Here is an 18876-nt window from a genome sequence, read left to right as displayed (position 1 = left end):
CACAGCATCAGCCCGCCGGCGATGCACTTGCCCTGCACGGAGGCGATCGAGGGCTTGGGAACGTTGCGCCAGCGCAGGCAGTACTCCAGGTACCGGCGGGCCTCGATGGTGTAGATCCACTCCAGGGTGAGCTTTTCGGGGGCGGGCGCCCCGCTCTTGAGGTCGTGCCCGGCCGAGAAGTGCTTGCCGTTGCCGCGCAGCACGATGACCCGCACCTCCTCATCGTCGGCGGCCCGGCTCCAGGCCGCGTCCAGGTCGTCCAGCAGGTCCATGGTCTGGGCGTTGGCGACCTCGGGACGGTTCAACGAGATGACCGCCACCCGGTCCTTGACCTCGTACAGGATCTGCTCCATCGGTGTCTCCCTTACCTGGGCAGGCCGAGGATGCGCTCGGCGATGATGTTGCGCTGGATCTCGGAGGTGCCGCCGGCGATCGTTCCGGCGAAGCTGCGCACGTACCGCTCGAACCAGCTGGAGATGAACGGCTCGTGGTTCATGTGGTTGAACGGGGCGGTGAACGCGGGGTGGACCAGTCCCTCGGCGCCGCGTTCCTCCAGCGCGTGCAGGCTGGCGTGCTGCACGGCCTCGGAGCCGAGCAGCTTGAGCACGGAGATCTGTGCCGGGCTCTGGTCGCCGCCGAGCTGGCGGTAGCCCAGCAGCCGCAGCGCCTGCAGGTCCATCAGCAGGGTCGCGTACCACTCCGCGTCGCTGGCCGCGTCCCGGACCAGGTCCTCCAGCCGCTCGGCGAAGCTGATCCACAGCATGGTCCGCTCGTGGCCCAGGGAGCCGTTGGCCACCCGCCAGCCGTCGTTGAGCGGGCCGACCAGGTTCTCCCGGGGCACCCGGACGTCGGTGAAGAACACCTCGTTGAAGTCCAGGTCCTCGGGGCCGGTGATGGACCCGAACGGCCGCCGCACCACGCCCTCGGTATCGGTGGGGATGAGCAGGACGCTGATGCCCTTGTGCTTGGGGGCCTCGGGGTCGGTGCGCACGAACGTCAGCAGCACGTCGGCGTCGTGGGCGCCGGAGGTCCACACCTTCTGGCCGTTCACCACGAAGTGGTCGCCGGCCAGGACGGCGCGGGTCCGCAGGCCGGCCAGGTCGGACCCGGCGCCCGGCTCGCTCATGCCGAGCGCCGCGGTGATCTCCGCCCGCAGGATCGGCAGGGCCCACCTGCGCTTTTGCTCCTCGGTCCCGAACGTCAGGAGCGAGGCCGCGATGATGCCGAGGCCCTGCGGGTTGAAGCTGTGGTAGATCCGCCGCCGGGACAGCTCCTCCAGGTGCGCGAGCTGCTGCGCCAGTGTGGCGTTGCGCCCGCCGTACTCGGGGGGCTGGCCGGGCAGCAGCCAGCCGGCGTCGAACAGCGTGCGCTGCCAGCGCCTGGCCCACTCCGGCATGTCCGCGCTGGACTTCGAGCGGGGCACCGCCTCCTGCTCGGACGGCAGGTTGGCGTCGAGGAAGGCGGAGAACTCGGCGCGGAACTCCTCGACCTCCGGATCGGCAGTCAGCCTCATGCCAGCAAAGCCCTTCTGTGTTCGGATGCCGTGCCCAGCAGCAGGTCGCCGGCCTTGGCCCGCTTCAGGTAGATCTGCAGCTCGTTCTCCCAGGTGAAGCCCATGGCTCCGAAGAGCTGCAGGCCGTGCTTGAAGACGACGCGCTGGCACTCGCCGGCGGCGGCCTTGGCCATCGCGGCGGCCCGGCGGCGGCGCGGGTCGTCCTCGGCGATGGTCAGCGCGGAGAAGTAGGCCAGCGCCCGGGCCCGTTCGATCGCCACGTACATGTCGGCGGCCTTGTGCTTGACGGCCTGGAAGGAGCCGATGGGCACGTCGAACTGGACGCGCTGCTTCACGTGCGCGACGGCCATGTCCAGGATGCGGCGGCAGGATCCGACCGTGGTGATCGCCAGACCCATCAGGGCCAGGTCCGGGACCCCGGCCACCAGGCCGGGCGCGTCCACGTGGGCCACGTGCAGGGTCTGGTCGAAGACGGCGACCCGGTCAGCGCGCACGTCGGAGCCCTTCACCACGACCACGCCGTCCCCGGTGACCAGCGCGATCTCGTCGGCCCGGTCGGCGTCCAGGACGAACCGGCCGGTCCCGTCGCACACCGCCGTCCCCGATCCCTCGGGCAGCCGCCCGGCGAGCGGCGCGAACCACGTGGCCGTGGCGAGGAAGGGCGTCGGGTCGGCGACGTAGCCCAGCTCCTCCAGCACGATCGCCAGCTCCACCGGAGGGGCCTCCAGCCACCCCAGCTCCCGGTACTGCGCCCACAGTTCTTCCTCGGGCAGCGACCGCGACTTGGTCACCGTCTCACGGACCATCTGCTGGAGCAGCCGCTGATCCTCGTCGAATTCAAAGTCCATGGGCGACCTCCAAGAGAACCTTGCCGACCGCGCGGCGGCCCACGGGTGGGGCCTCGCCGGGCGGGTGGGCGGCGTGGACGCGGGGATGCATCACCCCGTCGGCGAACGATGCGGGCGGCCCGGGGGTCTCCTCGGCCGTCACCGGATCGCCGGGGGCATGGCGCCGGGCGGCTCTCATGGCCGGGCCGCCCGCCCTCCTGGGTGGTGCATGTCGCGAGAGTATCATTCTCATGTTCAGCGAGTAAGAGTCTCCTGTTCGTAAGCAGGAATCTCGACACCTGTGGTCACGGTCCGGTACGGCAAGGCGACTACCTACCGCTGAGGTGGAGTATCGTTCTGCCCGTGACTGAAGTCTCCGAAGAGCCCGCCTGGCGCCAGCGCGCCGTAGAGCGGTCCACCCGTGCCGCCAAGCTCCGCGCCGAGCAGCGGGTGCAGCGCTTCCTGGATTCGGCACAGGAGCTCATCGCGGAGAAGGGGACGACGGACTTCACCGTCCAGGAGGTCGTCGACCGTTCCAAGCAGTCGCTGCGCAGCTTCTACCAGCACTTCGACGGCAAGCACGAGCTGCTGCTGGCCCTGTTCGAGGACGCGCTGTCCAAGGGTGCCGCCGAGATCCGGCAGGCCGCCTACGCCAAGCGCGACCCGATGCAGCGCCTGCGGGTCGCCGTCGAGATGCTGTACGAGCAGTCGCGCCCCAACCCCGAGGTCCAGCGCCCGCTGTTCAACGACTTCGCGCTCCAGTTGCTGGTCAAGCACCCCACCGAGGTGGCGACCGCCCACCTCCCCCTGCTCACGCTCTTCAGCGAGTTCATCGAGCAGGCCGCCGAGGCCGGCGCCGTCCCCGAGGGCAAGACCCGTCGCCGGGCCTCCCTGGTGATGCAGACGGTGATGTTCACCGCCTACACCAGCAGCGTCCCCGGCGGCCAGGCCAGCCCCGTCACCTCCGAAGAGGTCTGGCAGTTCTGCCTGGGCGGCCTCTGCGGCTCCCCCGCCAAACCCCGCACCTCCCGCACCACCAAGTAACCGCCGCCGCCCCGGCCCGCCGAGAAGGGCCGCCGTCAGCGGTTGCCAGGTCAGGTGCGTTCCTCTCCCGATGCGGTACGCGGCTGTGCCCTGATAGTCACTGTCAGTAGGCGCGTGGGAGCCTACGCTTGCGGGTGGAGGTACGCGATGGCCGAGAAGCGCCGCAAACAGGTCGATTGCGCAATGTGCATGGGATCGGGAAAAGTCCTGGTCACGAGCAAGAACGGCAGCGCGAAGCAGGAAGAGCGGCCGTGCTCTCGTTGCAACGGGCCGGGTAAGACGACCTCATGACCGACCGGCTGGACTGTCCCGACTGCGGGGGCAGCGGAGAGCACCGTCTCGGCTCCCTGACGTTGCAGTGCGAGTTCTGCCTTGGCGCGGGATACGTGGGCGATGACAACGAACCCGCGGAGGAACGCCCGCTGGGTGACACGTCCCCGGTGTGGGAACAGCTCGGCGCGAACGCGATGCCCGGATGCCCGAGGTGCCTGGGGACGGGCGTCGTCATCCACCTGGGAACCGAACGACCTGCCCGCCGGATGGTCAAGACCGCCTGCCCGGCATGTTCGGGCCGTTCCACCACCTGACCCGTCCCGGCCCCGCCGACTCCGCGAGAGAGCGTAATGGCGTGCTGTGGTGCGCAGGCTCTGACTTCAGGCTCCGGAGGCCAGGGCGCGCAGTTCGCGGGTGTCGGGAAGGGTTCGGGCCTTGTCGGGCAGGGTCTTGACGATATGGCCGGTCAGGTGCCGTCTCGTGGCGCTGACCGGCCCTTCCTCAAGCGCTGTGATGGCGTGCCGGATGCCCTCTTCGACCTCTCGATGCCGGACCAGCCCGACAGCCCGAATGAGCCGGAGGTTGGAGACGGGTCCCAGGGTGCCGGGCGGGTAGAGGGCGAACGCCTGGTCGAGCGCCGATTCGGCCCGGGGGTCGCCGACGAGCGTGTAGACGTACGCCTGGTTCCACCGGAGGTGCCGTTCAGGGAAGTCCCTGAGTTCGTGATCGACCACATCGGCCAGGGCGTCCAGCGCCGCGAACGCCGCGGCCTTGTCGCCTTCATCGGCCGCCAGCCGGGCACGTGCGGCATAGGCCCGTCCAAGTCCCCTGGAGGGAACCCCTCCCGCCATTTCGATGGCCTCGTCGGCCAGATCGCTCACGACTTGGGTCGGCCGCCCGGTCCACGTCGCTTCGTTGGCTTCATCGCCGCGAGCCCATACCGACAGGGCCCGGTCGCCGGACGCGTCGGCGGCGCGGCGAGCGGAGCTCCATGCCACGCGGGCGGCCCGCCGATCCCCCACGTCGTCCAACTGCGTGGCCAGGAGGCCGGAGAGCCCGGCGCTGACCCGGAAAAGTCCCGCATGCACGAGGGGCGCGTACCTGCGGTCCAGAAGCCGGCTCACGGTGACGAGGTCGGCGGTGAGGTCCGGGATCAATGCACCGATCGGCCGCATATTGATCATGTGGCTGTACTCCTGGACGGTGCGCTCCCACTCGTCCAGATCGACATGATCGTCAAGGGCCGGAGTGACGCCGGAGAGAATTTCCTCCAGCACTCCCGGCGGGATGGCGGCCCCCGCACCCAGGGCGGTGAGCAGTTGGAGGACTGCGCGGCGTTTCACGTCTTGGCCGTCCGTTTCGTATTGGTTTGCTGCTTCCAACGTAGCGCGGTTCCGTGTGCGGTGTTCCTCCAGTTCTGCGGCGGCGGCGTGAACAGCGGCGATGTGGTTATCAGCATTCAAGATCCGGTCGATACGGGAGATCTGGTCGGCCGGAACAGGGGCCAGGCCACGTTCCCATTTGGACAGATGCGACGGATCGATGCAAAGGTCCCGGGCAAAGTCGATCACGCTCATCCCGCTCACCTCACGCCAGTGCCGGATGGTGGCGCCCACCAGGTGCCGAAGGGATTTCTGCGGGTCCACGGATTGGGTGGGTCGCGCCATGTCGGCCTCCGGGTTTATGGGGAGTTATGGCAGTCGGGCTTCCCGCGCCAGGCACTTCACACAGGGTTGTGTTGTCAGAGTCAATGGAACACCACAACAGCGCAATCAGTCAGGTGATGCGCACAGAAAGTAGCCAAGCCCGCTGAGGGTGCGGGGGCCGCCATGGACAAGGCGGCCCCGGCCGGTGCCGCTAACACCGGGTACCCGGGGCCTTGGCCCGACTGGAAAGGAGTCGGACCCATGAGCAACCTACCGAACGTGCCTCGGCCCGGAGAGGGGTCGGGGCGGACCGAGCCCGGGATGACGCAGATGCGGGTGCGGCTGCTGGCGGAACTGGCGATCGCGCTGGTGGAGCGTGGTCAGGCGTCCCGGATGGTGGTGGAGACGAGCGGCCAGACGGCGCTGATGCTGCGGCCGGTGTGGGGGCAAAGTGCGGTCGGGGTGGTGATCCGGGCCAGGGCGCGGTGGGCGTACCTGTGGGACGGGACGCACCGGCACCCGGCCGACGACATGGCCGCGATCCGGGCTGCCGCCGCGGCGCTGGCAGGCCGATGACCAGGGCAGATCTACCGGCACGCGCGGGGTCGGCCGGGGTGCGGTTCCTGGAGGTCGTCCGGTTCCCGGCCGAGGACGACGCGCCGGACGCTTCGGTGAACGTGCGTGAGGTGCGGGCCTACCTGCGCGAGGCGCTGGACGGCGCGGGGGTGGACCTGGGCGACGTGGACCTGATGGCCGCCGAGATCGTCACGAATGCGGTGCTGCACACCGCCAGCGGCCGGCCGGGTGGGCGGGTGTGGGCGGCGGTGATCGCCACCGATGAGGTGATCCGGGTGGAGATCACCGATCAGGGCGGCGCGGCGGGCGAGCCGCGTGTCCCCGCGTACGCGGTGCTGGGCGGCCGGGGCCTGCTGATCGTTCGGGAACTGGCGGCCCGGTGGGACTGGGCGCGCGACGACGCCGGGCACACCACGGTCTGGTTCGAGGTGCCGCGCACCGGCGGGACGGCGGGATGGCCCCGGTGATCGCATAAGCGGCGGCGGGCCGTACAACTACGGGCGGGTGTGGCGGCGGCACGGCGTCGCCGCAGGGACGGGCCGATGCGGCGTGGCCGCCGTTTCCGGCACAGCACGGCGATCCAGTCAGCCCTCCAGGGATCACGGGAGAAGAGGAACATGCGGCGGAGAGGAAGCGCGGCGGGTGGATGAGCTGGACGAGTTGGCCCAGTCGCTGCGGCTGCGCGGTGTACGGGTCCTGCGCGTCGCGGACGGGGTGATGATCTCGCTGGATCGGGGGGCGGACACGGCGCGGGCCTACGTCGTGGTCATCGTCTCCTGGCTGAGCGGCGAGCGGTGTTTCGCATGGGGGCCGGTCCGGTCAATGCGCTGCCCGGCGGCCGAGGTGGAGGCGGCGGCCCTGTACCTGCTGGCCCATCTGCGGGAAGCGCCGTTCGGGCAGGCGCTCCCGGCGTGGCCGGACCCGGTGCGCGACTGCACCGGAGCGGGACGGCTACGGGGGCGGCTCCGGCAACTGCGCGCCCGGTTCGGCGCCACCGTGCATGGTCGCTGGTGATCTGTGGCCGGCGGCTGTCGCTCAGCGGTTGGCGTCCGGTGAGGGCGGTGCCGGGGGGCGGGTGCCGGTCGCGCGGTCGAGAAGGAGTCGCCTGCGCAGGACGATCTGCATGTGGAAGCGCCAGTCGGGGTCATCGAGCCGCGGGCCGTACAGCTCCTGGAGCCTATTCATGCGGTACCGGATGGTCTGGGGGTGGACGTGGAGGCGGGCGGCGATCTCGGGGGCGCTGCCCCCTTCGGTGAGGAGGGCGAGCAGTGTCTCGGCCAGGGGTTCGCGCCTGGCGGGGGCCAGTTGCGCGAGCGGGTCGTACTCGCTGCGGGACATGAGGTCGGCGAGGGGTTCGTCGCTGAACAGCAGCAGGGTAGGCAGATGGTCGGCGGCGCGTACGGGCGGGTCGGAGGCGATGACGCCGCGGTGGCACAGGGCGAGGGTGCGGCGGGCCAGCCGCAGGGACAGCGCCGCGTCGACGAGTTCGACGCTCGGGCCGACCGCGAAGGCCGCATCGCCCAGCGCCCGTACGAGCATCTCCTGACGGCCGGGGCCGTCGGCGTCGGGGACCAGCAGGAACGGGTCGGGGCGTTCCAGGTCCATCAGGACGTCCGGGCTCACCGCGGGCGACACCAGGTGCCGCTCCTGCCAGGCCCCCTCCAGGGCCACGCACGCGACCCGGGCGGGCATCTGCCAGGCGGATTCGGCGGCCAGCCAGGCGATGGCCTCGCGGGAGATCGGCCGCGTGTCGTCGGTGAGCAGTTCCAGCAGACGGCGGCGGCGCCGCTGCAGCGTGCCGGTGGCCTTGGCCGCCAGTTCGGAGTACGCCTGTACCGACTGGGCGGCGGCCTCGTCGATGTAGGCGAAGACTGCCTCCGCCAGGGCGCGCAGGGTCTCCGGCGAGTGGCCGGCCTTCATGGTGCTGGTGGCGAAGCAGCGCCAGGCGGCGCGGGCGCCGATCCGGTAGGCGGCCTGCAGGGCGTCCATGCTGCGGCCCTCGCGGAACTCGCCTCGTCCCAGCGCCCGGTAGACGTGCGAATCGTGCGGCGAGTGCGCGGCGGGGTCGGCGATCCGGTCCACGAACTGGCTCAGGGCCTGCTCGACGCCCAGGCGCATGCCCGCTCCGAACGCGCCCTGGAGCGGGCGGTCGAACTCCGGGACACCGTGCCGGATCTCCTCCACGATCTCGTCGGCGAGCCGGGGCAGCTCAGGCCGCAGCACCTCGGCCAGCTCCGGGGGCAGCTCCTCCCACGGACCAGAACGTGCGTTCATCGCGGTCATGGCCCCCCTGCGGCTGTGAATGAGGCCGTGCACATGCGTCACCTCGGTTGCGTGCCCCGTCTGCGAGCGCCGCGGCCCGGCCTGGACCGGCGCTCGCAGACAGGCCGACGTGTCGGCCCGGCGCCGGATTGTCCGGGATCGTCCGGCGCCGCTGAGCTGAGGGCCTGGTCAGAAGACCCGTCCGATGTCCTCGCGGACGATGGTGGCCATGCTGTGCTCGGCCAGGGCGGCGATCGTCATGGACGGGTTGCAGGCACCGGTGGAGCCCGGGATGCGTGCGCCGTCCATCACGTAGAGGCCGCGGTGCCCCAGGACCCGGCCGTGCAGATCGACCGCGTCTCCCATGGGCACCCCGCCCAGGGAGTGCCAGGTCGAGGCGCCCAGGGCGTTCGTGTCGATCATCACCCCGCCGCGCACCTTGGTGAACTCCTGCACCCGGGCCTTGATGAGCTTCTGCAGGTCGGCGTCGCCGCTGGACGGCCAGGTCAGCTTGGCGTCGTCGCGGAGCACGTCGTAGGACCAGGTGCCGGCGGGCTTGTTGATCCCGAATCCGACGACGTTCATCATCGTGATGCCGCCGATCTGGATGGGCTGCCCCGCGTGGATGATGGTGTACGGGATCGGGCTGTTCGGGTCGAAGCCGCCGACGCAGGCCGGGCCGCCCTGCCGGGTCCCGAGATCGGCGTCCAGCCCGACCCACTCGTAGATCCGGTCGCCGTTGTTGCCCCACCGGGTGCCGACGGCGTCGGGCAGGTCGGGGATCAGGCGCTTGGCCCTGGCCTTGACCATGAGCCGTGTCGTACCGGGAGAGCCGGCGGCCAGGAACACCGCGTCCGCGGTGATGCGCTTCTTCTCCAGCACCTTGCCGCCGGTGTCGATGCGGTCGACGTGCAGCACCCAGCGCCCGCCCGCGCCCAGCGAGACGTCACGGACGATGTGCAGAGGCGCCACCTGGACGTTGCCGGTGCTCTCGGCGGCGGCGAGGTAGGTGACGTCGATCGAGTTCTTGCCGCCGTTGTTGACCCCGAACGCGATGTCGCTGGTGAGGTAGGTGGGCTTGTACCTGCCCTCCAGCTCACCGCGGACGAAGCTCCAGTCGATGGGCAGCGGCACCATGAACGTCTCCAGGCCCGCCTTGGGGGCGACGTCCAGGAACACCCGGGACGACTTGTACGGATCCGTGGCCAGGATGTCGTCGGGAATGGTGGACAGTCCCAGCATCCTGGCGACGGTGCGGTAGTGCGTCCGGTCCAGTTCGTCGTAGTGGTCGGCCAGCAGCGGGATCGAGGCGGCGAAGTTCGCCCGGTTCGGCTGTAGCGACATGCCGTGGTAGTTGAGCGAGCCGCCGCCGACCGCGGCGGCGCAGTTGATGGTCATGCCGTTGCCGTCGATGGCCTCGATGATGCCCGTGTAGGGCTCCCAGAACTTGATGACGCCCGGGAGGTTGCTGCGGCGGGTCAGCCAGGCGGAGCGGTTGTCGATGTTCTCGAAGCGGCAGAAGGTGTCGGCGTTGGGGCCGGTCGGCCATCGGACGCCGCGCTCCAGGACCAGCGTCCTCACCCCGGCCTGGCCCAGCCGCAGGGCGGTCACTCCCCCGCCGAAGCCGGAGCCGACGACGACGGCCCGCTCGCGCTGCTCGGTCACCGGAACCCTGGTCGGGACCGTCGTGGCCTGCGCCCTGCCGGGGCCGAGCGCGAGGCCGAGCCCGCCGAGGGCGGTCGCGCCGAGCACCTGCCGGCGGCCGACACCCGAAGCGGGCGCCGGGTCGGGGGAAGCGTTCATGGGGGGCTCCAAGTCATCCGTGGTGGGATCGGGCGGCGGCCGCGAACTCAACCGGCCGGGGCCGCCGCCCGGCGGGGCTCACCTGTGGGAGGTGGGCGCGGGGAGGGGGCGCCGGCCGAGTGCGTCGAGCAGACCGGCCATCGTGGCGACTTCCTTGTGCTGTTCGGTGGTCATGAGGGTGGCCAGCGCACGGACCTGGGGACTCGTCGCGTCGCGGGCCGCGGCGGTGGTCATGGCCAGGCCGCCCTGGTGGTGGCGGATCATGAGTTGCAGGAACCACGCGTCCGCGTCCTCGCCCGTGAGCTCGCCGAGGCGGTTCACCTCCTGCTGCGAGGCCATCCCCGGCATCACGACGTCGGCGTCGGTGGCGCGGCGGTGGCCGGAGTGACCGGCGCGGTCGGCGGCCATCCAGGTCATCGGCGGGCCGGAGGGCACCTGGGGGGCGTTCCAGAGCATCAGCCAGCCCTGCAACTGGCCGATCTCCCTGGTCTGGTTGAGCTCGATGGAGGAGGCCAGTTGGGCGACCGGCGGGCTCACCCGGCCGCGCACCGTCTGGGCCATCGTCACGGCCTGCTGGTGGTGCGCGATCATGTCCTGGCTGAACCCGACGTCGACCGGGCCGGCGGCCGGGATCGGCGCCCGGTCCGCGGCGCGGCCGGCGCCGAGCAGCAGCATCGCCGCCACGGCGCCGATCACCATGAGCCCGGCGGCCGACAGCACCCGCCCGGCGAGGTGCCGCCGGCTCATCGCAGGGGGTAGGCGTTGTTGGTGAAGCGCAGCAGCAGCGCGCCGTTGTCGTCGCACGACACCCACAGCCGGCCGCCGTCGAAGCGCGGCGGCGACATGCACCAGTCGGCGGTCATGTCCGTCTCGCCCAGGTACAGCGGCGGCTTGTCGGGATAGTCCTCGCGGATGTCGGAGAAGTGCGCGCCGAACGGGACGAACGCGTGCGCGGAGTTGACCAGGCGGCTGCGCTTGCCGACCTGGGCGGGCGGGTTGAAGTAGGCGATCTCGCGGGGCCGCTTCAGGTCGCGGATGTCGAACACCCGGATCCCCGACTGCGTCCAGCCGCAGGCCAGCGCCGTGGGGTCGGTCAGGCGGTCCAGGGAGCAGTAGTGCGCGTCGTAGCCGAAGATACCGTTGCGTTCGGTGTCGGCCCCGCGCGCCTTCCGGTGCTGGGGCCGGTTGATCTCCAGCTTGAGCTGCCGGACCGTCACCGGCCGCCGCTCGTTGGAGACGTCCAGGATCCGCACCCCGCCCGAGCCCAGCTCGTCGACCGCCACCAGGTACGGCCTGCCCCGGTCGACGAACGGGATGGCGTGCTGGGTGACCAGGCCGTCGTCCCAGCTCGTCTTGGAGATGAGGCGCAGCCGGGGGTGCGGCTTGCGGCGCTGGACGTCACTGGCGTCGTAGGTGATGATGCCGGCCGGCAGGTCGGCGACGTAGAGCCGGTTGCCGTCGCGGCTGACGCCGATGCCGTGGTTGGCTATGCCGGTCGTCCCGTTGTAGATCACCTGCGGTTTGCGCGGGTTCGTCATGTCGAGGGCGGCGATGGTGCCGCCCACCGTCCCGGTCGTCCAGTAGGTGCGCCCGTCGGGCGACCAGCCCGCCTCGTGGCCGGGGAACAGGCCCGGCATCGTCAGCTTCGTCCCGTGGATTCCGTTGAGCAGCCGGGGGCGGGCGCAGTCGGTCTTGACGTCGTACACCGAGACGAAGAACCCGCCGCTCAGCAGGCCGACCGACACCGCCGCCAGCAGCCCCCGGCCCTCGTGGACCTTGAGCGTCTCCCACGTCCCGCCGAGCGTGGCCGGGCTGACCAGGGAGTCGGTCAGCTTCGGCTTGCGCGGGTCGGACATGTCGATGACGTTGACGCCCGACCGCTTGGCCGTCACCGCGCTCGGCAGGATCGTCCCGAGGTACTGGCACTTGCCGTAGGAGGCGCCGACCGTGCCCTGGCCCTGCCCCTGGTACCGGCTGACCAGCTCCAGGTTGCACCAGTAGCCGCGCTGGCTGCGTCCGCTCTTGCGGTCGGCCAGCGGCACCTGGCCCTGCAGGCCGGTCTCCGGTGACGAGCCGGGCCCGCAGTTCGCCCGGGGCACCTTCGTGTCGACCGGTGCGACCGCCGCGGCCCGTTCGACGCCGCCGGCCACCGGGGACACGGTGACCGCGGCCACGGCCAGTGCCCCGGCCACCCGGACTCCCGTGCGCCGGCTCCACCGGGGATCTCGCTCACCGGTGCCCCGACCGCCGGCGGTGGTCGGCATTTCCGCACGGTCCACTGAGCTCATCGAACCTCCCCGAAGCCACATTTTCCGCGAGTAACATAAACGACTTATTACTTCTCGACAAGACCTTGTTCTCGAACACCCCTCCCGCCGGGACGGCTCCGGAACGACCATCGGGAGGGATGCATTAAATACACTCTGACCTGTAGAAACACGCGACCGGCCATTGCCGCCCCCAGCGGATTTCCGCAAGGGCCCACCAAGTCGCCGCTCGCCCTCACCACACCGCCCGGGGCCGTTCCCTGGGCAATGAGAAAAATGACAGCACGAAACGGCGCACGCCTTGTGGCGGCTCTCCGCCGTGGGTGAGAGCCGTCGCGGATCGGGGGTACCGATTGACGCGACTGCCGGGAGTGTAGCCGATCGGCTAGTTTCCGACTAGCCGACCAGCTAGCTCATGGCTAGCCGGTCGACTAGTTCATTTTCGGTGGCGGCGGACCTGCGCGCCTGCGGTCAGCAGTTGCCCCGGACGGGCGTGCCGGCGAAGCGGTCGGCCAGGAACCGCAGGGCGTCGGGCATGCTGCCGACCAGCCCGAGAGCGTGCTCGGCCAGCGGGTAGACCTTCCAGGTGACGTTGGCGCCCCTGGCGCACCAGTCGCGGCGCAGCCGGTCGGCCTGGGTGAGGGGGATGATCTCGTCGAAGAGCGCGTGCCCCTGGAACACCGGCACGGCGGGGGCGGCCGAACCGAGCCTGTTCTCGTTGAGCCGCCGCTGCCAGGCCGGGGTCGCCAGCGGGTCGGTGGTGGTGTAGTCGGAGATGCGCTTGAAGGCGGTCCCGAGGTAGGTGGAGATCCCGTCGGCGCTCACCAGGCACAGGCTCTGGCCCCTGGCGAGCAGCGCCCTGCCGGCGTCGTTGAGGTAGCCCGCCAGGTTCAGCTCGGGGTAGGCGGCGTCGTAGCCGACGGCGGCCGTGAAGGCCAGCCCCATGCCCAGGCCGCCGTCCAGGTAGCGCGCCACCACGATGAGGTCGGCGGGGACTCCACCGGCCGCCGCTCCCTTGAGGGACAGTTCGGGAGCGTAGGTGGGCGCGAGCTCGGCCGCCCAGCCGGTGGAGGTGCCGCCCTGGGAGTAGCCCCACAGCCCCACCGGCGTGGCGGTGGTCAGCCCAGTGCCGGGCAGCCGCTGGGCGGCGCGGGCGATGTCGAGCACCGCCTTGCCCTGGGAACGGCCCACCTCGTAGGTGTGCATTCCGGGGGTGCCCAGGCCCTCCATGTCCGTGACCGCGACGGCCCAGCCCTTCTGGAGCGCCTGGTTGATCAGTCCGCTTTCGTAGTCGAAGCCTCCGCTCAGGGTGTAGGAGGGCGCGCACTGGTCACCGATGCCGCGGGTGCCGACACCGTAGGAGACCAGCGGGCGCGGACCCGGGCCCGTCCACCGCGCGCCCGGCACCAGGACCGTCCCGGAGACCGCGATCGACGCGCCGGTGGCCGACTCGGACTTGTAGAGCACCTGCCAGGACTTCACGGTGGAGTCGGCGGAGAAGCGCGATTCCCGTGAGCGGATGACCGTGCCGGGCCCGCCCGCCGGCAGTGGCGCCGGCGGCGTGTAGAAGGGGTCTTCGGAGGGGGTGGGGGCGGCCTGCGCCGCCGTGGCGCCCGCGACGAGGCCGGTGAGCATGAGCACGGCGCTCAGCGCGGCCGCCGATGCGGCGCGCAGGGCCGGGCGCAGGCGGGAACGGCGCCGAGACGCGGTTCCGGGGGGTGGGATCTTCATTTCTCTGCGTCCCTTCCGCCGTCGTTCCTCGACGGCATGTTTCCCGCGAGTAACGTACGTTTTGATTCGGTCGCCGACAAGACCCGGATTTCATTGGGCTCGACGGCGCGGGGAAGGGACGAAAGCAGGCTCGCGCCGACCCGGAGCGCTTACCTCAGCAAGACTCTGAGCTGCTTGCACATCAAGAACAGAGAGCCCGGGCAAGGCGCGGAGCAGATTTGTTCCCGGGCAAACGAAAAACGCAGCCGATGGCTTTCCCGGGGCCTCCGCAAGACCCTTTCCACAAAGACGGCACCCGCAGAGGAACGCGGACACGCAAGAATCCGCGCGGTCCCGGGCGGCTGTCGCCCACGGCGTTCGGGAGACAGCGCCGAGGTGATCTCACGGTAGCGGGACGGCCAGCGCGCTCCTAGTAGATGGCTGACAAGTTTGCTAGCCGCTCGGCTATGTTTTCTATAGTCGAACGGCTAGCCAGGCGGGTCCCCCGGTGCACAGGCCGGCGTGCCGTCCGGGCCGCCCGCGAGAGCGTCGGTACGGGCACCGGACGTTGGTAGGGTTCCGGTGATGGTGCACCGGAAACAGCGCGCGGGAACGGCCCGGGAACGGCTGCTGACCGTCGCGCTGGACCTGTTCGCCCAGCACGGTGTCAGCGGCACCTCCCTGCAGATGATCGCCGACGAGCTCGGCGTGACCAAGGCCGCCGTCTACCACCAGTTCCGCACCAAGGACGACCTCGTCTGGGCGGTGATCGCACCGGCCCTGGACCGGCTCGCCCACATCACCGAGACGGCCGAGGGGCGGCGCCGCCGGTCCGAGCGGGTGGAGACCGTCCTGTCCGGCCTGGTCGACCTGGTCGTGGACAACCGCCGGCTGACGAGCGTCCTGCAGTCCGACCCCGCCATCATCCGGCTCGTCCGCGGCCATCCCACCCTGCAGGCGATCGAGGAGCGGATCACCCGGCTGCTGGCCGGCCCCGAGCCCGACCCCGAGGCGCTGGTCAACGCGGCCATGGTCAGCGGCCTGCTGATCATGGGCACCGACCCCCGCCTGGCCGGCCTCGACGACGGCACCCTGCGCCGCCACCTGCTCGGCACGGCCCGCCGCATCCTCCGCCTCAGAGCACCGGCGTCCGCACACCCGTGAGGAACCGGCCGTTCCCCCCGTGGAGGGAACGGCCGGTCGGTGCGGTGTGGCGGGGCCGTCAGGCGGGCTGGTCGGCCTCCTTGGGCTGCGGGCGCCAGAACGTCGCGAGCAGGCCGGCCGTTGCCACTACAGCCACGCCGAGCGCGATGCCGCCGCCCGCCCAGCCGGTCACGTCGATCCCGGCGGCGTCGTCCACCGACAGCTTCCCCGGCCCCAGCATCGCCAGCGCCAGCGAGGTCACCGCGAGCACGAGGACGTACTCGTAGCCGTCTTTGAAGACGAAGAACCCGTTCGGCCGGTGCGCGAGCAGGCCCGCGACCAGCATCACGGAGATGACCGCGGCACAGGCCAGCGGCGTGAGCAGGCCGATGATCAGCAGGGCGCCCGCGCCGATCTCGGTGACCACGCTCATCCACGCCTGCAGCTTCCCGTGCCGCAGGCCGAGCCCGCCGAACCAGCGGGCGGTGCCCTCGATGCGGCCACCACCCCGCCAGTGGTTGAGCCCGTGCGCGATCATGGTGATGCCCACGACCAGCCGTACGAGCAGCAGCGCGACGACATCGGCGTCCGCCATATCACTCTCCCGCCAATTCGATCGCCGGTGCGGGCACGTTCCCGCCGTGGCGGGTCCGTGGCAACGCGCGCCCGGGCCTCATGTGTCCGTCCTGAACAGGATCGCCCCGCTGGGGGTGAGGCCGCCACTGCTGACCACGGCGACCCGGGCGCCCGGCACCTGCCGCTCGCCGCCCTCGCCGCGCAACTGGACGATCGCCTCGTGGATCAGCCCCATGCCGTGGGTGCGCCCGTGGGAGAGCTGGCCGCCGTGGGTGTTCAGCGGCAGCAGGCCGTCGCGGGCGATGTTCTTGCCGCCGTCGAGGAAGTCCTTGGCCTCGCCGATGCCGCAGAAGCCCAGCGCCTCGATCCACGACAGGCAGTTGAAGGAGAAGCCGTCGTAGAGCTCGGCCACGTCCACGTCGGAGGGGCGCAGCGACGTGCGCGACCACAGGTGGGCGGCCTGCCCGAGGACCTGCGGCTCGTGGGTGGAGGTGCTCTGGTCCCACTCGATCCGCTCGATGATCTGGGTGCCGACCGCTTCCACCAGGACGGGCGGCTTGGCCAGGTCCCGCGCGGCGTCCACGGCCGACACGATCACGGCGATGGCCCCGTCGCAGGGCACGTCGCAGTCGTAGAGCCCGAACGGCGTGGTGATGGTCCTGGCGTTCAGGTAGTCGTCCATCGTCATCGGGTCGCGGTAGATCGCCGTCGGGTTCAGCGCCGCGTTCGCGCGCTGGTTCAGCGCGATCCAGCCCAGCGTCTCGCGGGTGGTGCCGTACCGGTGGAAGTGCCGCTGGGCGTTCATGGCCAGGGTGTGCGCCGCCGACGTCGCCCCGAAGGGCATCATCCAGCTCGGCGTACGGCCGGTGCCCGGGGTGATCTTGCCGCGCCGTATCAGCTCGCCGTGCGTGGCCTCCCACAGGGTCCGGAAGCAGAGCACGTGCCGGGCCAGCCCGCCGGCGACCGCCAGCATCGCCGCGATCAGCGAGCCGCCCGGGCCGAACGTCTCGCCGCCGCCGTTGTGCCAGGTCGGCCGGATGCCCAGGGCGGCCTCCAGCGCGGTCACTCCCCCTTCGGCGAACCCGCCGAACTGCCCGGCCCCCGGGTACGTCGCCAGGCCGTCGATGTCGTCCATGGTCAGGCCGGCGTCGGCGATCGCACGCTCGCACGCCTGCACGGTCAGCGACAGCGGCGGGACCATCAGGCGGCGCCCGAGCTGCGACATCCCGATACCGGTGACGGCGACCTTGTCCTCGAACTTGTCCGGCGTGGCCATCGGGCGCACGTGGCGCCGCATCTGGTCCGGCTCGACCTCGTCCGGCGGCAGCCCGGCCCGCTCTCCCGGTTCGCCCTGCTCGTCCTGCTCGGCGGCGGGGCGGAACAGCGGCAGCCACACGTCCTCGACCTGCTCGAAGACGACCTCCATCCGCATGCCCAGTTCGAGCCGCTCGGGGTCGCATTCGACGGCGTTGGTGGTGAGCCTGACGCGGGGGTCCTCCTCGATGGCGACCTGTGCCACGACGTAGGGCGCCGGCAGCCCGGGCAGGCTGAACCGGTGGTTGACGGTGAAGCCGACGAGCGTCGCGTATCCGGAGACGACGCGCACCCCGATCCGGGTGCCCCGGCAGTACCGGCAGACCGGCTGCGGCGGGTGGATCAGCGCCGCGCACGACTCGCACTCCTGGAAGCGCAACCGGCCGTCCGCCCCGGAGGTCCAGAAGAACTCGTTCTCCTGTGTGAGCAGCGGCAGGGGGCGTCCCGGGGGTCCGGCCACGTCGTCTCCTCGCTCCACGCCGCCGCCATGCCGGCCGGACGTGATGAGATAGTGAACCGCAGTTCAATTTTTCTAGCGTCGTTCAGTGTACTGATGGAGGGTATCCCTGTGAACAGTGAGGGGCCCGAGGCGGGACGGGCGGCGCCGAGAGCCGGGTGCGCGCGCCCTGCCGGAGTCGATCCCGAGAGGTCAGGCCCATGAGATCAATGCAGAACGTCGTCGTGGTGGGCGGCGGGGCGGCCGGTGTCGCCGCCGTGGAGTCCCTGCGCCGCGAGGGGTACGGCGACTCCCTGGTGCTGCTCGGTGAGGAGCCGGCGCTGCCCTATGACCGTCCCCCGCTGTCCAAGCAGGTCCTCACCGGCGCCTGGGACGACGAACGGACCCGGCTGCGCGAGGAGGGGCACTACGCCGACCTGGACGTCCGCCTGCTCCACGGCCGGGCCTGCGCTCTGGACGCCGAGCGTCGCCTGGTGCGCCTGGACGACGGGTCCGACCTCGCCTTCGACGGCCTGGTCATCGCCACCGGCGTGCAGCCCCGCCGCCTTCCGGAGGGGCACCGCCTGGCCGGGGTGCACGTTCTGCGCAGCCATCCGGACCTGGTCGAGCTGCGCACCGCCTTCCGGGCCTGCCGCAGGGTCGTCATCGTCGGCGCGGGGTTCCTCGGCATGGAGGTGGCGGCCTCCGCCCGCGGCATGGGGCTGGACGTCACCGTCGTCGATCCCCTCCCCCAGCCCATGATCCGCCAGGTCGGCCCCGAGGTCGCCGCCGCCGTCGCCGGGCTGCACCGCGACCGCGGCGTGGACGTACGCACCGGTGCCGGCGTCGGCGGGTTGCAAGGCGAGGACGGCCAGGTCACGGCCGTCGCCCTGTCCGACGGCACCGTCCTGCCGGCCGACTGCGTACTGGTGGCCATCGGGGCGGTGCCCGCGGTGGAGTGGCTGAGCGGCTCCGGGCTGCCGCTCGGCGACGGCGTCGAATGCGACGAGTACTGCCGGGCCGCGCCCGGCATCTACGCGGCGGGCGACGTCGCCTCCTGGATCAACCCCCGGTACGGGCGCCGGATGCGGCTGGAGCACCGGATGAACGCCACCGAGCAGGGGGCCGCCGCGGCGCACAACCTGCTGCACGGCGACGTGAAGCCGTTCTCTCCGCTGCCGTACTTCTGGACCGACCAGTACGAGGTCAAGATCCAGGCCCACGGAATCCTGCCCGAGGGCAGCGAGGTGACCGTCGAGGAGGGCTCGGTGGACGGCGGCAAGTTCGTCGCCGTGTACCGCACGGACGGCGAGATCACCGGCGTTCTCGGCTGGAACGCGCCGACGCTCATCCTCCCCTACCGCAAGCGCCTGCTCGAACAGCAGGCGGCGCAGCGCTGAGCGTCCCGTGACCGGGAGGGGACTCCCTGGCCCCCATGCGACCGGGTCCGTCGCCGGAACGTGCTCACGTCCCGGCGACGGGCCCG

At 71.2% G+C, this 18876-nt stretch carries 19 protein-coding genes; 7 read left to right on the top strand and 12 right to left on the bottom strand.

Annotation, left to right across the window (positions count from 1 at the left end):
• The 4 genes from C4U03_RS32480 to C4U03_RS41400 all read right to left on the bottom strand — a co-directional run.
• On the bottom strand, positions 1–353 hold a 353-nt coding region (locus tag C4U03_RS32480; protein ID WP_200827622.1), incomplete at its 3' end, for an enoyl-CoA hydratase-related protein.
• An 11-nt stretch (positions 354–364) separates the two neighbouring features.
• A complete protein-coding gene (locus C4U03_RS32475) occupies positions 365–1513 on the bottom strand; it encodes an acyl-CoA dehydrogenase family protein (protein ID WP_103943421.1) in 1149 nt (382 codons plus the stop codon).
• Positions 1510–2361 carry an acyl-CoA dehydrogenase gene (locus tag C4U03_RS32470; RefSeq protein ID WP_103943419.1) on the bottom strand — a complete coding sequence of 284 codons (852 nt, stop codon included), beginning with the start codon at positions 2359–2361 and terminating at the stop codon, positions 1510–1512. The genes C4U03_RS32475 and C4U03_RS32470 overlap by 4 nt, the downstream gene beginning before the upstream one ends.
• Entirely contained in the window at positions 2351–2539 is a 189-nt protein-coding gene (locus tag C4U03_RS41400; RefSeq protein ID WP_200827627.1) for a hypothetical protein, read from the bottom strand. Before C4U03_RS41400 ends, C4U03_RS32470 begins: the two co-directional genes overlap by 11 nt.
• Before the next feature lie 164 nt (positions 2540–2703).
• Between C4U03_RS41400 and C4U03_RS32465 the strand changes: the two genes are divergently transcribed.
• Positions 2704–3384 (top strand): TetR/AcrR family transcriptional regulator, encoded by a 681-nt coding sequence (locus C4U03_RS32465; RefSeq protein ID WP_235018286.1) that lies wholly within the window; start codon positions 2704–2706, stop codon positions 3382–3384.
• A gap of 287 nt (positions 3385–3671) precedes the next feature.
• On the top strand, positions 3672–3971 hold the full coding sequence (locus C4U03_RS32460) for a hypothetical protein (protein ID WP_103943415.1): 300 nt from the start codon (positions 3672–3674) through the stop codon (positions 3969–3971).
• Positions 3972–4037: 66 nt separating this feature from the next.
• On the opposite strand, the gene C4U03_RS32455 is transcribed toward C4U03_RS32460, so the two are convergent.
• Positions 4038–5324: a helix-turn-helix domain-containing protein gene (locus tag C4U03_RS32455; RefSeq protein WP_146087601.1), complete on the bottom strand. Its 1287-nt coding sequence runs from the start codon at positions 5322–5324 to the stop codon at positions 4038–4040.
• Between the two features lie 240 nt (positions 5325–5564).
• Here C4U03_RS32455 and C4U03_RS32450 point away from each other — a divergent pair, with 240 nt between their 5' ends.
• From C4U03_RS32450 to C4U03_RS32440, 3 genes are all read left to right on the top strand, one after another.
• Positions 5565–5879 carry a hypothetical protein gene (locus tag C4U03_RS32450; protein ID WP_146087600.1) on the top strand — a complete coding sequence of 105 codons (315 nt, stop codon included), beginning with the start codon at positions 5565–5567 and terminating at the stop codon, positions 5877–5879.
• Positions 5876–6346, top strand: a complete 471-nt coding sequence (locus C4U03_RS32445) for an ATP-binding protein (RefSeq protein ID WP_103943412.1) — start codon at positions 5876–5878, stop codon at positions 6344–6346. The genes C4U03_RS32450 and C4U03_RS32445 overlap by 4 nt, the downstream gene beginning before the upstream one ends.
• Positions 6347–6521: 175 nt before the next feature.
• Positions 6522–6893, top strand: coding sequence for a hypothetical protein (locus C4U03_RS32440; RefSeq protein WP_103943409.1), 372 nt, complete (start codon positions 6522–6524; stop codon positions 6891–6893).
• A 21-nt stretch (positions 6894–6914) separates the two neighbouring features.
• On the opposite strand, the gene C4U03_RS32435 is transcribed toward C4U03_RS32440, so the two are convergent.
• The 5 genes from C4U03_RS32435 to C4U03_RS32415 all read right to left on the bottom strand — a co-directional run bounded on the left by C4U03_RS32435 (position 6915) and on the right by C4U03_RS32415 (position 13942).
• Positions 6915–8153, bottom strand: a complete 1239-nt coding sequence (locus C4U03_RS32435) for a helix-turn-helix domain-containing protein (RefSeq protein WP_146087599.1) — start codon at positions 8151–8153, stop codon at positions 6915–6917.
• Between the two features lie 177 nt (positions 8154–8330).
• Positions 8331–9944, bottom strand: a complete 1614-nt coding sequence (locus tag C4U03_RS32430) for a GMC oxidoreductase (RefSeq protein ID WP_103943405.1) — start codon at positions 9942–9944, stop codon at positions 8331–8333.
• A 78-nt stretch (positions 9945–10022) separates the two neighbouring features.
• Positions 10023–10691, bottom strand: a complete 669-nt coding sequence (locus tag C4U03_RS32425; protein WP_103943403.1) for a DUF305 domain-containing protein — start codon at positions 10689–10691, stop codon at positions 10023–10025.
• Positions 10688–12232 carry an LVIVD repeat-containing protein gene (locus C4U03_RS32420; RefSeq protein ID WP_200827621.1) on the bottom strand — a complete coding sequence of 515 codons (1545 nt, stop codon included), beginning with the start codon at positions 12230–12232 and terminating at the stop codon, positions 10688–10690. The genes C4U03_RS32425 and C4U03_RS32420 overlap by 4 nt, the downstream gene beginning before the upstream one ends.
• Positions 12233–12682: 450 nt before the next feature.
• On the bottom strand, positions 12683–13942 hold the full coding sequence (locus C4U03_RS32415; protein ID WP_235018284.1) for a lipase family protein: 1260 nt from the start codon (positions 13940–13942) through the stop codon (positions 12683–12685).
• Positions 13943–14506: 564 nt separating this feature from the next.
• Between C4U03_RS32415 and C4U03_RS32410 the strand changes: the two genes are divergently transcribed.
• Positions 14507–15085: a TetR/AcrR family transcriptional regulator gene (locus C4U03_RS32410; RefSeq protein WP_103943397.1), complete on the top strand. Its 579-nt coding sequence runs from the start codon at positions 14507–14509 to the stop codon at positions 15083–15085.
• A gap of 58 nt (positions 15086–15143) precedes the next feature.
• On the opposite strand, the gene C4U03_RS32405 is transcribed toward C4U03_RS32410, so the two are convergent.
• Positions 15144–15659, bottom strand: a complete 516-nt coding sequence (locus tag C4U03_RS32405) for a DoxX family protein (RefSeq protein WP_103943395.1) — start codon at positions 15657–15659, stop codon at positions 15144–15146.
• 78 nt (positions 15660–15737) lie between these two features.
• A complete protein-coding gene (locus C4U03_RS32400) occupies positions 15738–17414 on the bottom strand; it encodes a thiolase C-terminal domain-containing protein (protein WP_103943393.1) in 1677 nt (558 codons plus the stop codon).
• 197 nt (positions 17415–17611) lie between these two features.
• Here C4U03_RS32400 and C4U03_RS32395 point away from each other — a divergent pair, with 197 nt between their 5' ends.
• A complete protein-coding gene (locus tag C4U03_RS32395) occupies positions 17612–18790 on the top strand; it encodes an NAD(P)/FAD-dependent oxidoreductase (protein ID WP_200827620.1) in 1179 nt (392 codons plus the stop codon).
• Positions 18791–18876 lie beyond the last annotated feature (86 nt).

Source organism: Thermomonospora echinospora, from assembly GCF_900108175.1.
GTDB lineage: Bacteria > Actinomycetota > Actinomycetes > Streptosporangiales > Streptosporangiaceae > Thermomonospora > Thermomonospora echinospora.
This window is presented reverse-complemented; position numbering and strand designations above follow the sequence as displayed.

What these genes read in the sequence shown, in the direction of transcription:
- C4U03_RS32475 (WP_103943421.1), bottom strand. Translation starts at nt 1,513, where the DNA reads ATGAGGCTGACTGCCGATCCGGAGGTCGAGGAGTTCCGCGCCGAGTTC.
- C4U03_RS32470 (WP_103943419.1), bottom strand. Translation starts at nt 2,361, where the DNA reads ATGGACTTTGAATTCGACGAGGATCAGCGGCTGCTCCAGCAGATGGTC.
- C4U03_RS41400 (WP_200827627.1), bottom strand. Translation starts at nt 2,539, where the DNA reads ATGAGAGCCGCCCGGCGCCATGCCCCCGGCGATCCGGTGACGGCCGAG.
- C4U03_RS32460 (WP_103943415.1), top strand. Translation starts at nt 3,672, where the DNA reads ATGACCGACCGGCTGGACTGTCCCGACTGCGGGGGCAGCGGAGAGCAC.
- C4U03_RS32455 (WP_146087601.1), bottom strand. Translation starts at nt 5,324, where the DNA reads ATGGCGCGACCCACCCAATCCGTGGACCCGCAGAAATCCCTTCGGCAC.
- C4U03_RS32450 (WP_146087600.1), top strand. Translation starts at nt 5,565, where the DNA reads ATGAGCAACCTACCGAACGTGCCTCGGCCCGGAGAGGGGTCGGGGCGG.
- C4U03_RS32445 (WP_103943412.1), top strand. Translation starts at nt 5,876, where the DNA reads ATGACCAGGGCAGATCTACCGGCACGCGCGGGGTCGGCCGGGGTGCGG.
- C4U03_RS32435 (WP_146087599.1), bottom strand. Translation starts at nt 8,153, where the DNA reads ATGAACGCACGTTCTGGTCCGTGGGAGGAGCTGCCCCCGGAGCTGGCC.
- C4U03_RS32430 (WP_103943405.1), bottom strand. Translation starts at nt 9,944, where the DNA reads ATGAACGCTTCCCCCGACCCGGCGCCCGCTTCGGGTGTCGGCCGCCGG.
- C4U03_RS32425 (WP_103943403.1), bottom strand. Translation starts at nt 10,691, where the DNA reads ATGAGCCGGCGGCACCTCGCCGGGCGGGTGCTGTCGGCCGCCGGGCTC.
- C4U03_RS32420 (WP_200827621.1), bottom strand. Translation starts at nt 12,232, where the DNA reads ATGAGCTCAGTGGACCGTGCGGAAATGCCGACCACCGCCGGCGGTCGG.
- C4U03_RS32415 (WP_235018284.1), bottom strand. Translation starts at nt 13,942, where the DNA reads ATGAAGATCCCACCCCCCGGAACCGCGTCTCGGCGCCGTTCCCGCCTG.
- C4U03_RS32410 (WP_103943397.1), top strand. Translation starts at nt 14,507, where the DNA reads ATGGTGCACCGGAAACAGCGCGCGGGAACGGCCCGGGAACGGCTGCTG.
- C4U03_RS32405 (WP_103943395.1), bottom strand. Translation starts at nt 15,659, where the DNA reads ATGGCGGACGCCGATGTCGTCGCGCTGCTGCTCGTACGGCTGGTCGTG.
- C4U03_RS32395 (WP_200827620.1), top strand. Translation starts at nt 17,612, where the DNA reads ATGAGATCAATGCAGAACGTCGTCGTGGTGGGCGGCGGGGCGGCCGGT.